Here is a 16,749-nt window from a genome sequence, read left to right on the forward strand (position 1 = left end):
ATCCTCCAGTGTTCGGCACGTAGCGCAGCCTGGTAGCGCACGGTCATGGGGTGTCCGGGGTCGGAGGTTCAAATCCTCTCGTGCCGACCAAATTCCCTGAAAAGCAGCCCCAAAGGCTGCTTTTTTCGTTTCTGTCATCAAACGTTAACTTTCCTCGCACCTCTCGCAAACCGATCTATACTTTGAATGTGTGGGTAACAAGAGGAGAGTTCATGACAGTTATTGAAAAAGACGATCCAACCGAAGCACCCGAGTCCGGCGATAAGCAACCTTCCCCGCCAGACCAGAAGTAACCCACAGGGCCGCGTATGACGCGGCCTTTCTATGTCTGCTTATCTATGTCTGACCTTCTTCGGTTTAACATTCAGAATAGTCCCGCATGGCAGTTAACATTCCTCTCACAATCAGCAGGTTAACGCTTGCATCAGAATCTGATCCCCCTCACAAAATCCGCCAGCCGTCGCGCTTTTTCATCAAACTGAAACAAAAATGTCACAGAAAATGACTACCCTGAACTCCCCAGAAATTGACGGATAATTTTTATGGCGATCAAAGCGAAAAGCCTGAAAGATGCGGAAGCATTACTGCATTCAGGCATTAGCAAAGTGGAACTGGCGTATGACATTGGTAGCGACGATTTCTTTCGTCTGGCAAGCCACTGGTGCGACCGGGGTGCACGTATCAGCAGGGGTCACCACCATTTCGTAGTTTCTCTGAAGAGTTTTGCCATTCCTCCTAACGACTGATTCCGGCGGGCTGCTTGCCCTGATCCATCGCGCCTGATTTAATGCCTTTTTGGCTTAAATGGTTTCGCATGCGCTATCCCGACCTGCCGCTGCCGCCTGTCCCAGGCGGCTTTATCCTGTCTGGCCACCTGAACCGCAGCGAACCCTTGCTGGCGGTGAGTCACTTTGATCCGCAAAAGTATCGTGACGCGCTGGCTGTCGAATGGGGTATTCCCCTGCCAGCCCGTCTTCAGCAGGCTGTCAGTAAACGGCGTGCCGAATATCTCGCCAGCCGTCTGCTGGTCCGGTCAGTGATGGCAGAGCTGGGGATTACTGATTTCGTTCTGACCAACGCAGCCGATCGCTCCCCCTGCTGGCCCGCTGGTATTCAGGCGTCACTGTCGCACAGTGGTGGCGTCGTCGTGGTGGCAGCAACCCGGCAGCCCCTGGCGGTTGGGGTCGATGTCGAGCGGTTCATGTCTGAGACAACAGCAATTGAAACGGCCGAGCTGTTGATGAATGAGCAGGAGGAGCAGCTATTGCGGATGCTGCCCGTCCCCTTCAATGCCGCCGCTACCCTGCTCTTCTCCCTCAAAGAGAGCCTCTACAAAGCGCTGTGGCCGCAACTGCGTCAGCCGATGGACTTTCTGGATGCGGCCCTGGTGTCGGTAGATTTCGCGCAGCAGCGCGCAACGCTGCGACTGAATCAGAACGTCGGTGGGCGTTTTACGCCAGAGACGTTACTGGAGGCAGGCTTTATATGGCGGGATAATCAGGTGATGACGCAGATCACCCATCGGCTTTAAAAACCGGCTAAACAGGACGCATAAGTCAGGATAAACACAGACGAACGAAGACGTGTCAGGCTGCCAGAACCCAGGTTTTATGCTGATGCTAGCGCGAAACAGACCAGTATACTTTTCCTGGGTCTGACATTACGTGGTGATTAGCGACCATCCCTGAAGCAGAATTCACAATAAGCGGATGCAAAACAGGTAAGATGCGTTCTGCAAGCGATAGGCATATTTCACCACCAAAAAACAGTAACTCGCGATAATTGCTGGATTTATCTTGTTTTGTGAGCCAGACATTACGGGGTACTGCGACCTTTCAGGTATAAGGAATATTTCCCTGGAACAAGGTACGCATGAAAAATTCTATACCCAGATTATCCCAGACATTTTTACTCTTTTTGGTTGCCTCTTCAGCCACTGCTCAAAATATCTCCCCTGAAATTACGACGCAATTTGGCAAAGTGAAAGGCGCTGACCATCACAATACGCTCTCCTGGACCGGTATTCCTTATGCGAAAGCTCCGGCCGGAGAACTGCGCTGGAAAAAACCGGTTTCTCCTGACGCATGGCAAACCGTCTTCGATGCGACCCGGCCCGCGACTGACTGCATCCAGGTTTCTCCGGACGGAGCCAAAGGTAACGAGGATTGCCTGAATCTGAATATCTACCGCCCGAGTGGGACCAACTCCCCGCTTCCGGTGTTGGTTTATATCCACGGTGGCAATAATCAGCTGGGCAGCTCCAGTGAATTTGCTCCGGCATTTATCGCTGAAAAATACAATGCAGTGATTGTTACCGTGAATTATCGTCTGGGCGCACTCGGCTTTAATCCATTAAAAGCCCTGAACGATGGTAACCCGCTGGATGATTCCGGTAATTACAGCTTACTCGACATCAAAAAATCGCTGGATTGGCTCAAAGCTAATATTGAGGCTTTTGGCGGTAACAAAAATAATATCACCGTTTCGGGATTTTCGGCTGGCGGCAGGGACGTGATGGCGATGCTTATATCACCCTATTTTAAAAATACTTTCGATAAAGCCATTGTTTTCAGTGGTGGCATGACCACCTCTGACAAAGATGAAGCGGAAAGCATTTTCGCACAAAGACTGGCACCTCTGGTCGTCAAACAGGGCATTAAGCCGGATGCCAGCGCGGCGAAAACCTGGCTCCTGTCAGGTTCAACAGAAGTGCGTCAATTTCTCTATCAACTCCCGGCAACAGAACTGGCAATGCTTTTTGGCGATGCGGGAATCCGCATGAATCAATTTCCGCATCTCTACCGCGATGGTGTGGTGATCCCGAAAGATGGCTTTGAGACCAAAAAATATAATGCCGTCCCCGCCATCATGGCCACAGGACAACAGGAGTTTTCTTTCTTCGCCCGTAACGACCCTATGTTTGCAGCACAAGTGAAAGACGGAACGCTTGTAAACAACACCACGTTGCTGAATAAATACACCTTTGCGAATCACTATGGCGGGCTGCTATACAGCCTGTTTAATGTTAATCAGTCTGCTGAGATGATGTATAAAAATTATAACGCGCCGCTGTATGGCATGGAGTTCCGATATGGCACGGATGCGTTTGTCACGGGTGATAAATTATCCGCCATCGGTTCTTTTCACGGCGTGTTTATGCCTTTCTGGGATAAAAATAAGTATGCTGAATATACGCAGGATGCGCTGAAGCTGAAAGGCTCTCAGGCATTAGGTCAATCTTTTAATACCTACATTAAAAACTTCCTGGCAACAGGGTCACCAAACGATCAGACCCTTCCGGAATGGAAGAAATGGACGCCGGAAAATGCCGCTGCTGGGGAATCGCTGTTAGTGATGGATGCTAACAAGCAGAAAGCCATTATCTACATGAGCAATAAGACTTATAGCTATAACGATATTCTCACCCGTATTGATCAGGACAACTCCCTGTCAGCTGCAGACAAAAATAGTGTTATCAAAAACGTGCTGAACAATCGCTGGTTCAGTGCACCGCTTGATCAACATTTCGCCCACTAATCGGATGCCTCCTGCATTGGCAGGAGGCACATCTGGCAATAGATTTTCAGTGAACGCGGCAGCTTGCTGTTGACGCTTAGAGAATTGTTAAACACAACGTTCAGCGACATGCACAGAACTTAACACGGTAGCTGCTAAGTTTTGCCATCTGCCGTCAAAGCCCGGTATCGGTGCGTTTTACCGAGTCGAGCGTGGCGAGATCGCGCTCATTTCCGGTCAGCTCCGTCAACTGGCCTTCACGCATCTCCAGCAGCCGATCGGCATGAATGAAGTAGTGATCGTCATGGCTGATAGCAAACACCGTTTTACCCGCCTGCTGTAACCAGGGTAACAACTCACGATAGAAGATACGCCGGAAGTGTGGGTCCTGATCCGCCGCCCACTCATCCAGTAGCAGCACATCGCGCTCTTCTGCCACCGCCAGCAGCAGCGCCAGTCGCTTACTCTGTCCTTTGGAGAGCCGCAGATTGAGCACCTTGTTGCCTTCAATCTTCAGCTTATCCTGCATCTTCAACCTCTCCAGCCACTGCTGAACCAATGCCGGATTGGCCGCAACGCCTTCCCGCCCGATTAGCCGGTCAAACAGATGGAGGTCGGTAAAGACCGCTGAGAACTGACTGCGCCAGACATCAAGCTCGTCAGCCGTTATCGGTTTGCCATCCAGCAGCAGCGTGCCGGACTGAGGCTGATACAGCCCGGTCAGCAGCATCGCCAGCGTCGATTTCCCGCTGCCGTTGCCGCCAATCAGAAATACCAGTTCACCCCGGCGCAGCGTCAGGTTTATCGGCCCGACCTGGAAGCCGTTATCACCATAGTGAAAAGAGACGTCGCGCAGCTCCAGCGTTTGCCAGTCAGAGGAGGCCGATGGCGCGTGGAACCCGGCCTGATAAGGGGCAAGGTCAAAGGCGTTGAGCTTACGGAAGGCAACCTGAGCGCTGAGCAACGTGGGAAGCGCGCCCACCGCGGAGAGCAGCGGCGTGCGTAAGAACAGCAGCGTCAGGGAGAAAGTGGCGGCGACAGCGGTATTGGCCCAGCCCAGACTGTTAGCCATGAAGAAGACCATGCCAATAGCGCCCAGGGTCATGATATTTGACCAGTTGACCGCACTAAGATGATAGGTATCGGCACGCACAATATGGTGACGCCAGGCACGGGCATCTTCCTGATAAACCGTGTCGTAGACCTGCTGCGCGCGAGAGCGGTTAAGCTGTAGCTCTTTGCGCCCTTCAATCACCGTCTGGTAATCGCGATAGAGGTTATCTTCGATTTCCCGCAGCTTTGCCATGTGCTGGTAAACCCGTGAGACCAGCAGCCAGCCGCCCACCAGCGTGACACCCAGCCAGACACTGGTCACCAGCAGCATTTTTGGCGATAGCCAGGCGAGATAGATCGCCGAGCCGAGGGTAATGATAACACCCTGAAACAGCTCCGGCAGACGCACAAAGGCCAGCGTAATCGCCCGCACGTCGCTGGTCAGTCCGGCCAGCAGTTGCGCACTGCCGAGCTGCTCGATGCGTTCAACCCGGCTATCAAGGATTCGCTTGATAAACTCGCCGCGCAGTCGCCAGACAAACTGATGGCCGAGCATCGTCAGCGCCAGCTGCGAGGCCAGCGTCACCGCCATCAGCACCACCAGCTGTAACAGGAACTGCGGCAGTACCGCAAATGAGGTGTTAATGGCGACAATCATTTCGCGGTTGATAAAGGCGATCATGCCGATACCCAGCACGGCGCTTAACAACGTCAGGGCAATGACCCCAATAAAAGGCCAGCGGAACTGGCGAAAAACAACGCTTAACAACGTCATGCAGGCAATCCATCAGCTAAAAAACAGCCTGCAGTGTAATGGCCTGCCAAATGATAGCAATAGTTATTCTCACCACGCCGTTACTGGCGTGGCGGGTTAAAACGCGCGACGAAAGGTCAGGTTATAACGCCAGGGGCCAGCCAGCGGATGAACGCCTGGCTTCAGCGGCAGGATGCCGTGATAACGCAGGCGCGACGGCCCGCCCCACACCACAATATCACCATGTTCCAGCAGCACTCGCTGGGTGCTGTCGCCACGTTCGAAGCCACCAAACTGAAACACCGCCGGTAACCCCAGCGACACAGAAACGATAGGCTGGTGCAGGTCTTTCTCATCTTTATCCTGATGCAGCGTCAGCTTCGCGCCCGGCTCATAACGATTAAGCAGGCAGGCGTCAGGATTAAAGCCAGGGAATCCCGCTTCAGCTGCGGCCTGCTGCGCCAGAGTACGAAACAGCGGCGGCATGGGCGGCCATTTGCGCCCGTTGAGGTTGTCCTGCTGCTGATAATTGTAGCCGCGTGAATCTACCGACCAGCCAAAATCGCCACAGTTGGTCATCGCCACCGACATGCGATGACCGCCGGGCGTAATGCGATGGGCAAAGGGGTTCTGCTCCGCAATCGCCAGTATCTGCTGATACAGCGCCTCTGCATCCTCACGCGCGCGACGCCGCAGGATCACGGCACCTTCAGCCAGCGGCTCATGCCAGGGTTGCTCTTCACTAAAAAGATCTAACATCAGGGTTCTCCGGATTCAGCGGGGATCAGGAAAGCAGCAAACTGCGGCGACATCCAGCTGACAAATTTATCGCCCTGCTTGCTGATCAGATAGACCGCCAGATGCTGTTCTATCGCCAGCGCTTTGGCTTTCTCGGTACCCAGTACCATCAGTCCGGTGTCCCAGCCATCGGCTTCCAGCGCCGTGGTGGCGATCACCGTGGCAGAAACCAGTTTATGCTCAATGGGCCGCCCGGTAACGGGATCGATCACATGAGAAATGCGCTTGCCGTCCAGTTCATAATAGTTGCGATAGCTGCCGGAGGTGCTGATGCCGTGTCCCTGCAGACTGACGCGCGCCTGAACCGCATTCTCACGATCGGTCGGTTTCTGAATCGCGACCCGCCACGGCTGCTGCTGCGCATTAAGGCCACGGCTCAGCACGGCGCCACCCACCGAGACCAGATAATTGTTGATACCGAGCTGCTCCATCAGGCGTGCCAGATGATCGGTGGCGAAGCCTTCCCCCACCGTCGAGAGATCGACATAGAGGTCTGGCAGATCTTTCTGCAGCCACTGGCCGTCGGCGCCCTGCAGCACCCGCAGATGCTGCAACCCGGTCTGCGCACGGGCGGCGGCGATCTGTGCCGCATCCGGCGTATGAACAGGCTGTTTCGTCGGGCCAAAGCCCCATAAGTTGACCAGTGGCCCGACGGTGATATCCATCGCCCCGCCGGTTTTACGGCCGATCCGTAGCGAGGTCGTAACAATGTCCGCCATGTTTTCACTCACCGGCTGCGGTGCCAGGTCACGACTCTGGTTGAAGCGCGATAACGCGGAGTCCGGCTTCCAGGTAGAAAGCTCAGCATCATCCGCGTCCAGCTGCTGCTGAATCCGCTGCTTTAACTCCGCTTTGCGCTCGCTCTGCACACCCGCCAGACTGACCCGCCAGACGGTGCCCATGGTTTTCCCTTCCAGTACCATCGACGTTGTCGGGGCAGACTGGTCACAGCCCGCCGCCACCAGAATGAAAAGTGACATAAACAGCAGATTAATCTTATAACGCATCATTCCTCGCTTGTAACACTTTATTAGTAGCCACTACAAAGCATAAAGTTTTGGTAAATTAGCTTAAATAGAGTTGAATATTTTCCTGAATCACGAGAGCATTCACCGGTCATCTATCCTGATTCCGCCTTTCGGCAGGCGATTAACATTAATAAAAGTAAGGAGCTACAGATGATTTATATGATTCTCGTTGTTGCCCTGGGTCTGTTTGTTTACGGCAGCTATAAAGTTGTCGAACAGCGCCGTCATCGTCACATGACCCCTTCACGGCCGCGCCAGTAACAGGCTTCGCTGCACCTGTTTGGGGCAAGTGCTTCCTGACGCGCGCGGCAAGTGTATCAAAACGGGCGTAATGCCTGTGGCTATGAGAGCGGTAAAGCTGGCATGAATTCTGCACTGTTGAAACAGTGTTTATCTCTGAGAGGTGCAGAATGAAAAATTCACAGAAGTGGCAGTCAGCGTGGCATCACTGGCTGAGCTTTTCAGCCTTCACCCTGGCAGGCGTGGCGTTTGAAGGAGCACGATTCGGCAGCGTCATGTCGTCAGTGACAACCGCCCCGGAAGCAACGAAGTGGCCAAAGACTGAAGCGCTCAGCCCGGAAGATAATGCAGGAGCGCAGCCGTAACTGCGCTCCCTGACAACTTAGAACTGGTAAACCAGGCCTACACCCACCACGTCGTCGGTATTGATACCGGCCGCGTCGGTGAATGCGTTGTCGTCCAGCAGGTTGATCTGGTAATCAACATAGGTGGACATGTTTTTGTTGAAGTAGTAAGTCGCACCTACATCGATATATTTTTTCAGATTCTGTTTGCCAAAGTTCTGAACATCGGTGCCGCGTGAGGTGACATATGCCAGGGATGGACGCAGACCGAAGTCGAACTGATACTGCGCAACCAGTTCCCAGTTGTCCGCTTTATCCGCATAACCAAATGCTGAAGAATCACTGCTGCCGAAGCGGGTAGCATTGAACGAGCGGGAGTACATCGCTGCCAGATAGACGTTGTTCGCGTCATATTTCAGACCGCCAGTATACACTTCCGCTTTATCGCCACGGCCGAGAATACCTGATGTTGTGCTGTTCTGATCGTTGGTACGGTCAGACTGGAAGGTTGCCGCACCAATGCCAAAGCCTGAACCCAGATCATACGTGGTGCTCAGACCCCAGCCGTCGCCGTTCTGACCCAGTACGTCACGGCCATTCGGTGACTCGCTGCTGTTGCCATTCTTGCCCTGATACTGGACTGCGAAGTTCCAGCCATCCACCAGTCCAAAGAAGTTCGTGTTACGGTAGGTCGCCATGCCGTTACCGCGCTGATACATGAAGTTATCTGCGCCATAAGTATCGCCGCCGAACTCTGGCAGCACGTCGGTCCATGCGCCGATGTCGTAGGCGACGCCGTAGTTACGACCGTAGTCGAACGAGCCCGCATCACCAAATTTCACACCGGCAAAGCCAACACGGGTAAAGCTGTCAGCTGTCCCTTGATCTTCAGAGTTGTTCAGTGCTGCCTGGTATTCCCACTGGCCGTAACCGGTCAGCTCACTGCTGATTTCAGTTTCGCCTTTGAAGCCGAAGCGAACGTATGACTGGTCGCCGTCGGAACTGCTGTTGTCAGAGAAGTAGTGCAGACCGTCAACTTTACCGAAGAGATCTAATTTGTTGCCGTCTTTGTTATAGATTTCAGCTGCGTTTGCTGATCCTGCTGCAACCAGCAACGCAGGGATCATCAGGGAGAGAACGCGACGTTTCATTTTATTACCCTCTGTTATGTGCCTTTATTATTTGCCACTGCTAACTGAACGATTAAAAATTCAGCCGGCAGGCCATTGTTGTTTTATAGCGGGTAATAATCCACCAGGAAAATGCTACTAAATTTCCAAAAGTGTTTCATACATCGAAACAGTTATTTCATAATGTAAATATCGGGGAACTAATAAGCAGCACAGATCGGTAAAAAATGGCGCACAAATTGATAAACTCATTTTATTTTCATTGTTATCAACAGGTTACATAAGAGTATTCCGAAGCACTGAATGATAAAACTTATACGGCATCTGGTAATAGAATAGACCCCGCTATCATCATTTATTCCATTATTACCTTCATTCTCCCCGAATGAGATGTACAACTTATTATTTCCCGCCGGACAAATTGTCCGGCATTTTTTTGCCTGCCGTTTGCCGCTCCGTTATATCTCTGTAAACTTTCTTAATCGGGTTAAATTATCTTCACCCTGCTTCCGCACAGATTGTTAAATTGCGCACGCTTTGCGCCATCATTGCCCAAATATCCGCCATGTTAATTTATCACCGTAATTAAGCAGACGGATAGTTGAGCTGGCACGGATAATCAGCGCTCGCGCAGCGATTCTTTGACTTTATTCAGCGGCTTAATCAGATAATCCATGACGGATTTCTGACCGGTTTTAATCTCCACGTTGGCCACCATACCAGGCACAATCGGGAATTTTCGGCCAGCGCGGTTGGTCAGCTCGGCTTTCTGGGTGCGAACGTAGACACGATAGTAATATTGATCGCGTTTTACCTCATCCTGCAGGGTATCTGGCGAGACCGTTTCCACTTCGCCGTGCAGATCGCCATAGATTGAAGAGTCATAGGCGGTGACTTTCACGGTGGCAGCCAGACCGGGCCGGATATAGGCGATATCGCGTGGATTGATACGCGTCTCAATCAGCAGCTGATCCTCCAGTGGCACGATTTCCATCAGTTTGCCGCCCGGCTCCAGTACGCCACCGACCGTAGTGACCTGAATATCTTTAACGATGCCGCGCACCGGCGAGTAGAGCGTGGCCCGCGTCAGCTGATCCTCTTTGCCTGCGGCAACCTGCAGCTGCGCATCCAGTTCAGCATTGTTTTTCACCTGCTCTTCATGAGCGCGCACCAGATAGTCATTGCGTGCCTCGTCGATTTTGCCGCGCAGATCGCTGACCTGACGACGCAGACGAATCACCTCAACCTGCCCTGCCGCGCCTTTCGCTACCAGCGGTTCGGTCAGCCGCAGCTCATCCTGCACCAGTTTCAGCGACTGCTGCAGGTTACTGATGGTTTCGGTGAGATTACGACGTCGCGACTCATAGAGCTGCCGTTCGCGTGTGACCAGGTTTGGCTCCTTCAGCGTTTCAGCACTGAACTTCAGCGGCGTGCCGGACAATTCCGCCTCCAGCCTTTCGGATGAGGCACGCAGCGTGCGCACTTTGGCCTGCGCTTCACCAAAGTTCGACTGGAAGCGCGTCGGATCGAGGGTCGCCAGTACCTGCCCTTTCTCGACGATATCGCCCTCATGCACGTTAAGCTGTTTGACGATGCCGCCATCCAGGCTGTCGATCACCTGTGCGCGGCTGGAAGGGGTGACTTTGCCGGTGCCGACTGTGACCTCATCCAGAATGGCGAAGTGCGCCCAGATCAGAAATATCGCCAGCGCGGCGGTGCAGAGCCAGATAATCGCCGATGTCCGGCGCTCATGACGGGCAAGATCTTTATCAATAATAACCAGACTCATGCGGCATCTCCTTTACCTGGCGTCGCGGGCGGGGTCGCGCGGCGCAGGATCTCGTCGCGCGGGCCATCGGCCACGATGCGGCCGTTATCCATTACCACGATACGATCGACCATCTTCAGCAGCGCAGGACGGTGCGTCACCAGCACCAGCGTCCGGCCGCTGATCCAGCCCTGCAGCTGACGGATGACATGCTCCTCCAGCTGTTCATCCATTGCCGCCGTGGGCTCATCGAGCAGCACCACCTGCGGCTGGCGCAGGATCAACCGGCTCAGCATCACCATCTGACGCTGCCCGCCCGAAAGCCCGCGCCCGCCTTCATTGATAATGCGGTCCAGGCTGGCGGCATCCTGCTGCACCAGCGACAGTGCGCCGCTGATGCGCAGCGCCTGCAGCATCTCCTGTTCGCTGGCATGGGGATTGCCCAGCATCAGGTTCTGCCGCAGCGTGCCAAAGAAGAGGCGGGAGTCATGCGACAGCCAGCCGAGCTGACGGCGTAAATCGGTGGGATCAATTCGCTCAATATCGACGCCATCGACAATCACCTTGCCCTGACTGGCCTGCGCCTGACCGGCGAGGATTTTCAGCAGCGTAGACTTCCCTGCCCCGACCTTGCCCAGAATGGCAATCTTCTCGCCGGGCTTAATCTGCAGCTGCTGGACGTTGAGCACATTCTTTTCATTCTCTTCGTCGTAGCTGTAATGCACATTGCGCAGATCATACTGGCCGGTGAGCGTCGGACAGTGTGCCAGCGTGGCGGCTTCGGGCTGATCGAGCGGTTTTTTCAGCAACTCATCCAGCCCTTTCATCGCCATTTTGGCGTGCTGCCAGCGCGAGAAAACCATAGTCAGCTGCATCAGTGGGGCGATGGTGCGTGACGAGAGCAGGCTACAGGCGACCAGCGTACCGGTAGTGATCTGCGAATCGAGCACCAGATAGACCCCAAACACCAGCATCCCGGCATAGGTGAGCTGCTGCACCGTCGATGCCCAGCCGGTAAGACGTGCGCCCCATAACCGCTGCTGATTACTGATGGCGGCGCTGACTTCGTGCGTCTGCTCCCACTGACGCTGGAAATAGGGTTCCGCCTGTAACGCCTTGATATCCTCAATGCCTTCGATGGTCTCCACCAGCACCGCATTGCGGAGCGCCCCCTCGCGCAGCCCCTCTTTCGCCAGCCGCGCCATCGGGATCTGTACCAGCATACCGGGAATGACAATCAGCGGAATCGCCGCCAGCGGAATCAGCACCAGCCAGCCGCCGACAAACGACATGATAAACAGGAACAGGATGACGAACGGCAGATCGGCCGCTGCGCCGACCGTGGTCGAGGTCAGCAACTCACGCACCTGGTCGATCTCACGCAGTTGCGAGATAAACGAGCCGGTCGATTTCGGCCGCGCCTCATTACGGATGCTCATCGCCCGGGCAAACAGCATGGCGGAAACTTTCAGGTCGATGCGTTTGCCCATTAAATCTGACACCTGGGTTCGCATCAGCCGGATCAGATACTCAATGGCCGCGGCGATCAGCACCCCGACAAATAAAACCCACAGTGTGGACTGTGACTGAGCAGGAATAACCCGATCGTAGACCTGCATTGAAAAGAGAATACCGGCCAGCGCCAGCACATTGCCGATCACTGAGGCCAGCGAGATCTCGGTGATACGGCGACCCATGCCGCGAAAGTTTTTCCAGAACCAGTGCGGCTCATAGGGTTGAATGAATTCGTCGATACGCGCATCACGGCCACGCGCCGCCACGCCAATCACCCCGACATCGCCCTGAGCGCGCGTCAGTAATTCCGATAAGGCGCTTTCACGCACCACATCGCCGCCTTCACTGAGCCAGTAGCGTGCGCTGCCGTCAGAATCGATGTTCTCCAGCACCGCCACGCTGGCATTCTCCAGCACCAGCACCACCGGCGTGATCTCCTGACGCCAGCGCAGTTTATTCTGCGGCACCATGGTCAGATGCAGTCCCAGCAGGCCGGAGAGCCGCTCCAGCTGCTGTGACACCGGCAGATGTTCAAACCAGCGCATCTGCTGACGCAGGGTTTTGCCATCGGCAGGTTTACCGAATCGCGCGGCGACGCGCAGCATGGCGGCAATCCAGTTATCGGTATTCAGGGTTGAAGTACTCATTATTTATGCCTTATCGCTATTGCAGCGAAGGAAGGAGATCGCCGCTGCTTTGCTGGCGATCGATACCCATGATATCGAGCAGATTGTCTACCGCGGCGGCATAACGCACGGTGGCGTCCCAGCCGTCATAGAGCGCGGTGATACGTGAGCTGTCAGCCTGAAACACATCCTGTTCCACGCTCAGCAGATCGTTCAGGCTGCGCTTGCTCAGGCGATATTCATCGGCGTAGACATTACGGGTATGGTCTGCGCTGGCCAGTTGCACTTCCCCGGCAGCCTGCCGTTGCTGCGCGCCAATCATGTCGGCATAGGCGGTTGAGGCGTTCTGATTGATGGCGAGTTTGGCCTGCTGCACCGCGGCCTGCGCTGCTTCACGATCGCCCTCCGCGGACTCGGTTTTGGCATTGACCATGCCGCCCTGGTAGAGCGGCGCTTCCACCTGCAGCTGTACTTCATCATCCCAGTAAGACGAACGATCGTTCTCATAGCGGGTCCGGCCCGCCTGCACTTTGATGGTTGGCCAGTGGCCGGACTGTGCCTGGCGCACCCGTTCACGGGCGGCCTCCTGTTTAGACTGCGCGCTTCGCACCGCCGCGCTGCTTTCATAGGCGATTTTGTCGAGAGTGATCTGCTGTTTCAGCAGCGCCTGAGGCAGTTCGGGCAGCGTCGCGGGCACCACGCCAGTCAGGACGGTCAGCTGCGCAGTGGCGGAACGCAGCTGGGCGCGATATTGCTCCAGCGTGGCCTGCATGGCGGCGATGCGGGTTTCCGCCTGCAGCACGTCTGACTGGGAGTTAAGTCCGGCATCAGCGCGCAATTTCGCGATATCCCGCACCCGCTGCAGCGAGGCGATATTGGTGTGCGCGATCTCTGCCAGCGCCTGATAGCGTTTGACTTCGAGGTAGGCCTGCAGCGTATCTTCCGCCACGGTGGTCATGGATTCGAACAGGCCGAAGCGATAGGCATCCGACAGGGCATGCTGTTCATCGATGGCGCTGCCCGTACGGCCAAAGTCGTAGAGCAACTGGCTGAGCGTGATGCCGCCGGAGCCATTGTTGTTCAGGCTGCCCGCAGAGTCGGTCTGATGAGATCGGCCCGCCGCACCCTGCAGCGAGATCTGCGGATACCAGGCGCTGCGGGCGGCATCAAGATCGCCCTGACCGACATGGATCTGTGCCGCGGCTTCCGAGATTTTCGGATTGCGGGCGAAGGCCCGGAGAATAGCGTCACGCAGCGTTAAGCTGGCAATCTGTTCTTCGGTGGGCGCGGCGCGCCAGTTAAACTCTGCTTTAGGTAAGGGTGCCGCAAAGACCGCATGCACTGCCACGCCACTCAGGGCGCACAACAAAAAAGTTAATCGCGCTTTGTTCATTATCCATACCAACAGGGGTTTTTATCATCATGGTGTTTTTCCTGGTGAACAAAGCGAGCAAAGGGAGTGCGACTCAGAGCCTGACAGAGTTATTGCGTTATTTTATTTATGGTTCGTAAGCGAGACGCTAAACGACCTCTAACATTATTAGATCATAACCCGTGCTTATTCCTGCTAAAAACAGATGAAATCGTTAATATTTCTCCTGACAGGATGAAAAACAACCAGCCAGCGATCTCACACCAATCCAGACAGGCTTAACAGACCTGTCCGGAAGGGTGTGAGTTCACTAATGTGTTGGCGTCAGACTATGGGCTGTGCCGCAGGATGCAGCAGCAGGTGATCGGCAAGGGTGTATGAAACATCAGAGTAGAGATGGCTCTCCTGCGGGACGGCAGCTGCAGTGGAGGCCTGCGCCACGTGCGCGGTTTCTGCCGGCTGGGTCAGACTGACCGTTTCCAGCAGTTGATCCACCGTCTGACCCTCCATCAGGCTGGCCGTTTCGGTATGCGATACCACCTGCACAGTCTGGCTGGCTGTGGCCACATTACCGGCGCTGTCTTTGGCGCTGACCGTCATCGGGTATTCACCATCATCCAGCGGAGCCAGTTGCCCGGCCAGAATGGTCAGCGCCCAGCCACCATCCGCTTTGACACTGGCGCTGTAGTGCTGATCGCCCAGGGTTAATTCCACCTGGCTGCCCGGTTGCAGATGGCTGGAGCTGCCCTGAATCAGATGCCAGCTGTTCACATCGGCAGCATCAATTTTGTTGTCACCAAAGGCGGTGTCGAGCGTCAGCGTTGGCCGCTGATGCACGGCGACGGTAAAGAGTGTGTCCCAGCTCTGGGTATCGCTGTTGCCAAAGTCATCCTGGCGATGGAAGGTGGCGGCGACCGGTCCATCCGGCAGCGCCATAAGCTCGCTGGAGGTCAGCGTGACCATGCCTTTCGCGTCGGGCTGGTAGGTTATCCCGTTGATCTCCAGGGTTCTGCAGCCCTCAATATAGAAGCTCAGATCGTGCTGCGCTTCCTGGTAGTTGAGGATCATGTCGCCGCCGATATCCATTTCGGTGTAGACCTGCTGTAATTCCGTATGGATATTCAGGTCATGCGTGACGTCGGTATAATTTTTTGCACCATCAATGGACCAGGCGTGGATCTCTCCGGCGCTGATAAATGCGTTCACATCCGCTGCCGGGATGACCACCTGCCAGTGTCCTTCCTGGCTTATCGTGGCGTTATAATCTTTTCCGTTGGCGCCACTGATCACCAGCTGATGACCCGGCATGACGGTGCTGAGCGTACCGCTAATCAGGAGATCCTGCTGGCTTTCGGCCTCGTTGATCACATCATCCGCAGTAATATTATCGAAGGTAATTTTTGGCAGGCTGCTTTGGTGAGTGATTAGCGTCAGATCGTGATATTCGGTTGCGGTTTTTCCGTTGGGATCGGTCGCCGTGACTTTGAGGCTGTAGACGCCATCCGACAGCGCCTGCATATCACTTTCATTAAATGTGCCATACCACTTGCCGTCGCTTTCCATGTGAGCAAGGGTGGTTTGCGTGCCCAGTGTGAGTTTCAGCACCGACCCCACCGGCAGGTGCGTTGCGCTGCCACTGACCTCAACACCATAAATGCTCTCGGCGATACTCACCGTATTGTCACCACTAACCGTGTCCACGGTCAGGGTCGGTTTGATGGTGCGATCGACATAGAGACCAAAATCGACGTCGGTCGTGGTGCTGTGGCCCGCTTTATTGGTGATGGTCAGCCCCAGGCTGTGATTACCATCCGGCACGCCCCTGAGCGCCTCAGCCGGCATTGAGGCATTCCAGTAGCCCCACTTATTCACCGTGCTGTGCCAGCTCTGATCGTTGAAGGTGAGCGTGACGGTAGAGCCCGCTTCGCCTTCAGCCCGGCCGCGCAGATGCACCGGCTTTTGCGCTTCCCAGCCCGCAATCACGCCATCACTGGCGATATGTTCGTACGGCCGCAGTGCTGCGGGTGACGAACTCTTCACCGTGGCCAATGTGTTGTAATTAAGTGGGCTGCTTTGCAGCGACTCCGTAGAGAACGCGCTGATCGGCAGGTTCAGGATCTGCGTAGCCACAGGAAGGCTCAGGCTTTGCAGGGGGAGTGGCGCAACGGCGGGCAGAGCGCTGTCGGCAACAGCAAAGTCGCTGACTGCCGTCTGGAAAATGGATTCAAGCCGGATATGACGAAGCGTATCGCGTGATGACATGGGTAACCTCAGTTCAGAACAGAAACGCAGAGCAAAACCTTCCGATAAACAGATTGTTAAGTCTTACGACGTGATAATGGGTCAGCCGATGCTGCCCGTTTCCGCTGGTCGGAACTGATTACCCGCAGGTAACAAGGATAAAGAAAGAGGACGCCAGTAAAAGCGACAAATGGAGCCAGAATAGTTGATTTACGGCGTGACGCCGTTTGCTGCGCCTACCCTAATCTTTCATTCCGCTAATGAATATTGGCGATTGTCTGGAAAATGGAATTATCACGTGACTAAATAAAAAAGCGGGTGCTTTCGCACCCGCTTCTCAGATCGGCCTGACAGACGTTGTCGT

13 protein-coding genes and 1 tRNA gene are annotated in these 16,749 nt (G+C 54.8%); 6 read left to right on the forward strand and 8 right to left on the reverse strand.

Going from position 1 to position 16,749, the window contains the following annotated elements; translation table 11 throughout:
• The first annotated feature begins 13 nt into the window (after positions 1–13).
• The 4 genes from ACN1CO_RS09060 (at position 14) to ACN1CO_RS09075 (ending at position 3,537) form a co-directional block, all read left to right on the forward strand.
• A tRNA-Pro gene (locus ACN1CO_RS09060) sits at positions 14–90 on the forward strand.
• Between the two features lie 452 nt (positions 91–542).
• Complete coding sequence (locus ACN1CO_RS09065) at positions 543–746, forward strand: hypothetical protein (RefSeq protein WP_003854174.1); 204 nt, start codon at positions 543–545, stop codon at positions 744–746.
• 68 nt (positions 747–814) lie between these two features.
• The gene (locus ACN1CO_RS09070) at positions 815–1,531 is read left to right on the forward strand and encodes a 4'-phosphopantetheinyl transferase family protein (RefSeq protein WP_419138683.1); all 717 of its coding nucleotides are present in this window, start codon (positions 815–817) and stop codon (positions 1,529–1,531) included.
• Between the two features lie 341 nt (positions 1,532–1,872).
• Entirely contained in the window at positions 1,873–3,537 is a 1,665-nt protein-coding gene (locus tag ACN1CO_RS09075) for a carboxylesterase family protein (RefSeq protein WP_419138684.1), read from the forward strand.
• A 154-nt stretch (positions 3,538–3,691) separates the two neighbouring features.
• Here the strand turns inward: ACN1CO_RS09075 and ACN1CO_RS09080 are convergent, their stop codons facing one another.
• The 3 genes from ACN1CO_RS09080 to apbE form a co-directional block, all read right to left on the reverse strand.
• Complete coding sequence (locus ACN1CO_RS09080) at positions 3,692–5,344, reverse strand: multidrug ABC transporter permease/ATP-binding protein (RefSeq protein WP_419138685.1); 1,653 nt, start codon at positions 5,342–5,344, stop codon at positions 3,692–3,694.
• Positions 5,345–5,440: 96 nt separating this feature from the next.
• Positions 5,441–6,082, reverse strand: coding sequence for a DNA oxidative demethylase AlkB (gene alkB / locus ACN1CO_RS09085; protein WP_419138686.1), 642 nt, complete (start codon positions 6,080–6,082; stop codon positions 5,441–5,443).
• The gene (apbE, locus tag ACN1CO_RS09090) at positions 6,082–7,131 is read right to left on the reverse strand and encodes an FAD:protein FMN transferase ApbE (protein WP_419138687.1); all 1,050 of its coding nucleotides are present in this window, start codon (positions 7,129–7,131) and stop codon (positions 6,082–6,084) included. The genes alkB and apbE overlap by 1 nt, the downstream gene beginning before the upstream one ends.
• A 168-nt stretch (positions 7,132–7,299) precedes the next feature.
• Between apbE and ACN1CO_RS09095 the strand changes: the two genes are divergently transcribed.
• On the forward strand, positions 7,300–7,410 hold the full coding sequence (locus ACN1CO_RS09095; protein WP_207308297.1) for a response regulator: 111 nt from the start codon (positions 7,300–7,302) through the stop codon (positions 7,408–7,410).
• A gap of 149 nt (positions 7,411–7,559) precedes the next feature.
• The gene (locus ACN1CO_RS09100; protein WP_419138688.1) at positions 7,560–7,754 is read left to right on the forward strand and encodes a hypothetical protein; all 195 of its coding nucleotides are present in this window, start codon (positions 7,560–7,562) and stop codon (positions 7,752–7,754) included.
• A 17-nt stretch (positions 7,755–7,771) separates the two neighbouring features.
• Here ACN1CO_RS09100 and ompC read toward each other — a convergent pair whose 3' ends face one another.
• The 5 genes from ompC to ACN1CO_RS09125 form a co-directional block, all read right to left on the reverse strand.
• Positions 7,772–8,884 carry a porin OmpC gene (ompC, locus tag ACN1CO_RS09105; protein WP_419138689.1) on the reverse strand — a complete coding sequence of 371 codons (1,113 nt, stop codon included), beginning with the start codon at positions 8,882–8,884 and terminating at the stop codon, positions 7,772–7,774.
• Positions 8,885–9,482: 598 nt separating this feature from the next.
• The gene (locus ACN1CO_RS09110) at positions 9,483–10,652 is read right to left on the reverse strand and encodes an HlyD family efflux transporter periplasmic adaptor subunit (protein WP_419138690.1); all 1,170 of its coding nucleotides are present in this window, start codon (positions 10,650–10,652) and stop codon (positions 9,483–9,485) included.
• Positions 10,649–12,793, reverse strand: coding sequence for a type I secretion system permease/ATPase (locus ACN1CO_RS09115; protein WP_419138691.1), 2,145 nt, complete (start codon positions 12,791–12,793; stop codon positions 10,649–10,651). Before ACN1CO_RS09115 ends, ACN1CO_RS09110 begins: the two co-directional genes overlap by 4 nt.
• A gap of 16 nt (positions 12,794–12,809) precedes the next feature.
• Positions 12,810–14,165, reverse strand: coding sequence for a TolC family outer membrane protein (locus ACN1CO_RS09120; protein ID WP_419138692.1), 1,356 nt, complete (start codon positions 14,163–14,165; stop codon positions 12,810–12,812).
• Between the two features lie 303 nt (positions 14,166–14,468).
• Positions 14,469–16,406: an Ig-like domain-containing protein gene (locus ACN1CO_RS09125; RefSeq protein WP_419138693.1), complete on the reverse strand. Its 1,938-nt coding sequence runs from the start codon at positions 16,404–16,406 to the stop codon at positions 14,469–14,471.
• Positions 16,407–16,749: the final 343 nt, after the last annotated feature.

Origin of the sequence: Pantoea sp. R13S299, assembly GCF_048515925.1 — a bacterium.
Lineage (GTDB): Bacteria > Pseudomonadota > Gammaproteobacteria > Enterobacterales > Enterobacteriaceae > Pantoea.

Bases quoted from the DNA above. Each gene is read 5' to 3' on its own strand.
- ACN1CO_RS09080 (WP_419138685.1), bottom strand. From the start codon at position 5,344: ATGACGTTGTTAAGCGTTGTTTTTCGCCAGTTCCGCTGGCCTTTTATT.
- ACN1CO_RS09065 (WP_003854174.1), top strand. From the start codon at position 543: ATGGCGATCAAAGCGAAAAGCCTGAAAGATGCGGAAGCATTACTGCAT.
- alkB (WP_419138686.1), bottom strand. From the start codon at position 6,082: ATGTTAGATCTTTTTAGTGAAGAGCAACCCTGGCATGAGCCGCTGGCT.
- ACN1CO_RS09100 (WP_419138688.1), top strand. From the start codon at position 7,560: ATGAAAAATTCACAGAAGTGGCAGTCAGCGTGGCATCACTGGCTGAGC.
- ACN1CO_RS09125 (WP_419138693.1), bottom strand. From the start codon at position 16,406: ATGTCATCACGCGATACGCTTCGTCATATCCGGCTTGAATCCATTTTC.
- ACN1CO_RS09095 (WP_207308297.1), top strand. From the start codon at position 7,300: ATGATTTATATGATTCTCGTTGTTGCCCTGGGTCTGTTTGTTTACGGC.
- apbE (WP_419138687.1), bottom strand. From the start codon at position 7,131: ATGATGCGTTATAAGATTAATCTGCTGTTTATGTCACTTTTCATTCTG.
- ACN1CO_RS09070 (WP_419138683.1), top strand. From the start codon at position 815: ATGCGCTATCCCGACCTGCCGCTGCCGCCTGTCCCAGGCGGCTTTATC.
- ACN1CO_RS09120 (WP_419138692.1), bottom strand. From the start codon at position 14,165: ATGAACAAAGCGCGATTAACTTTTTTGTTGTGCGCCCTGAGTGGCGTG.
- ACN1CO_RS09075 (WP_419138684.1), top strand. From the start codon at position 1,873: ATGAAAAATTCTATACCCAGATTATCCCAGACATTTTTACTCTTTTTG.
- ompC (WP_419138689.1), bottom strand. From the start codon at position 8,884: ATGAAACGTCGCGTTCTCTCCCTGATGATCCCTGCGTTGCTGGTTGCA.
- ACN1CO_RS09115 (WP_419138691.1), bottom strand. From the start codon at position 12,793: ATGAGTACTTCAACCCTGAATACCGATAACTGGATTGCCGCCATGCTG.
- ACN1CO_RS09110 (WP_419138690.1), bottom strand. From the start codon at position 10,652: ATGAGTCTGGTTATTATTGATAAAGATCTTGCCCGTCATGAGCGCCGG.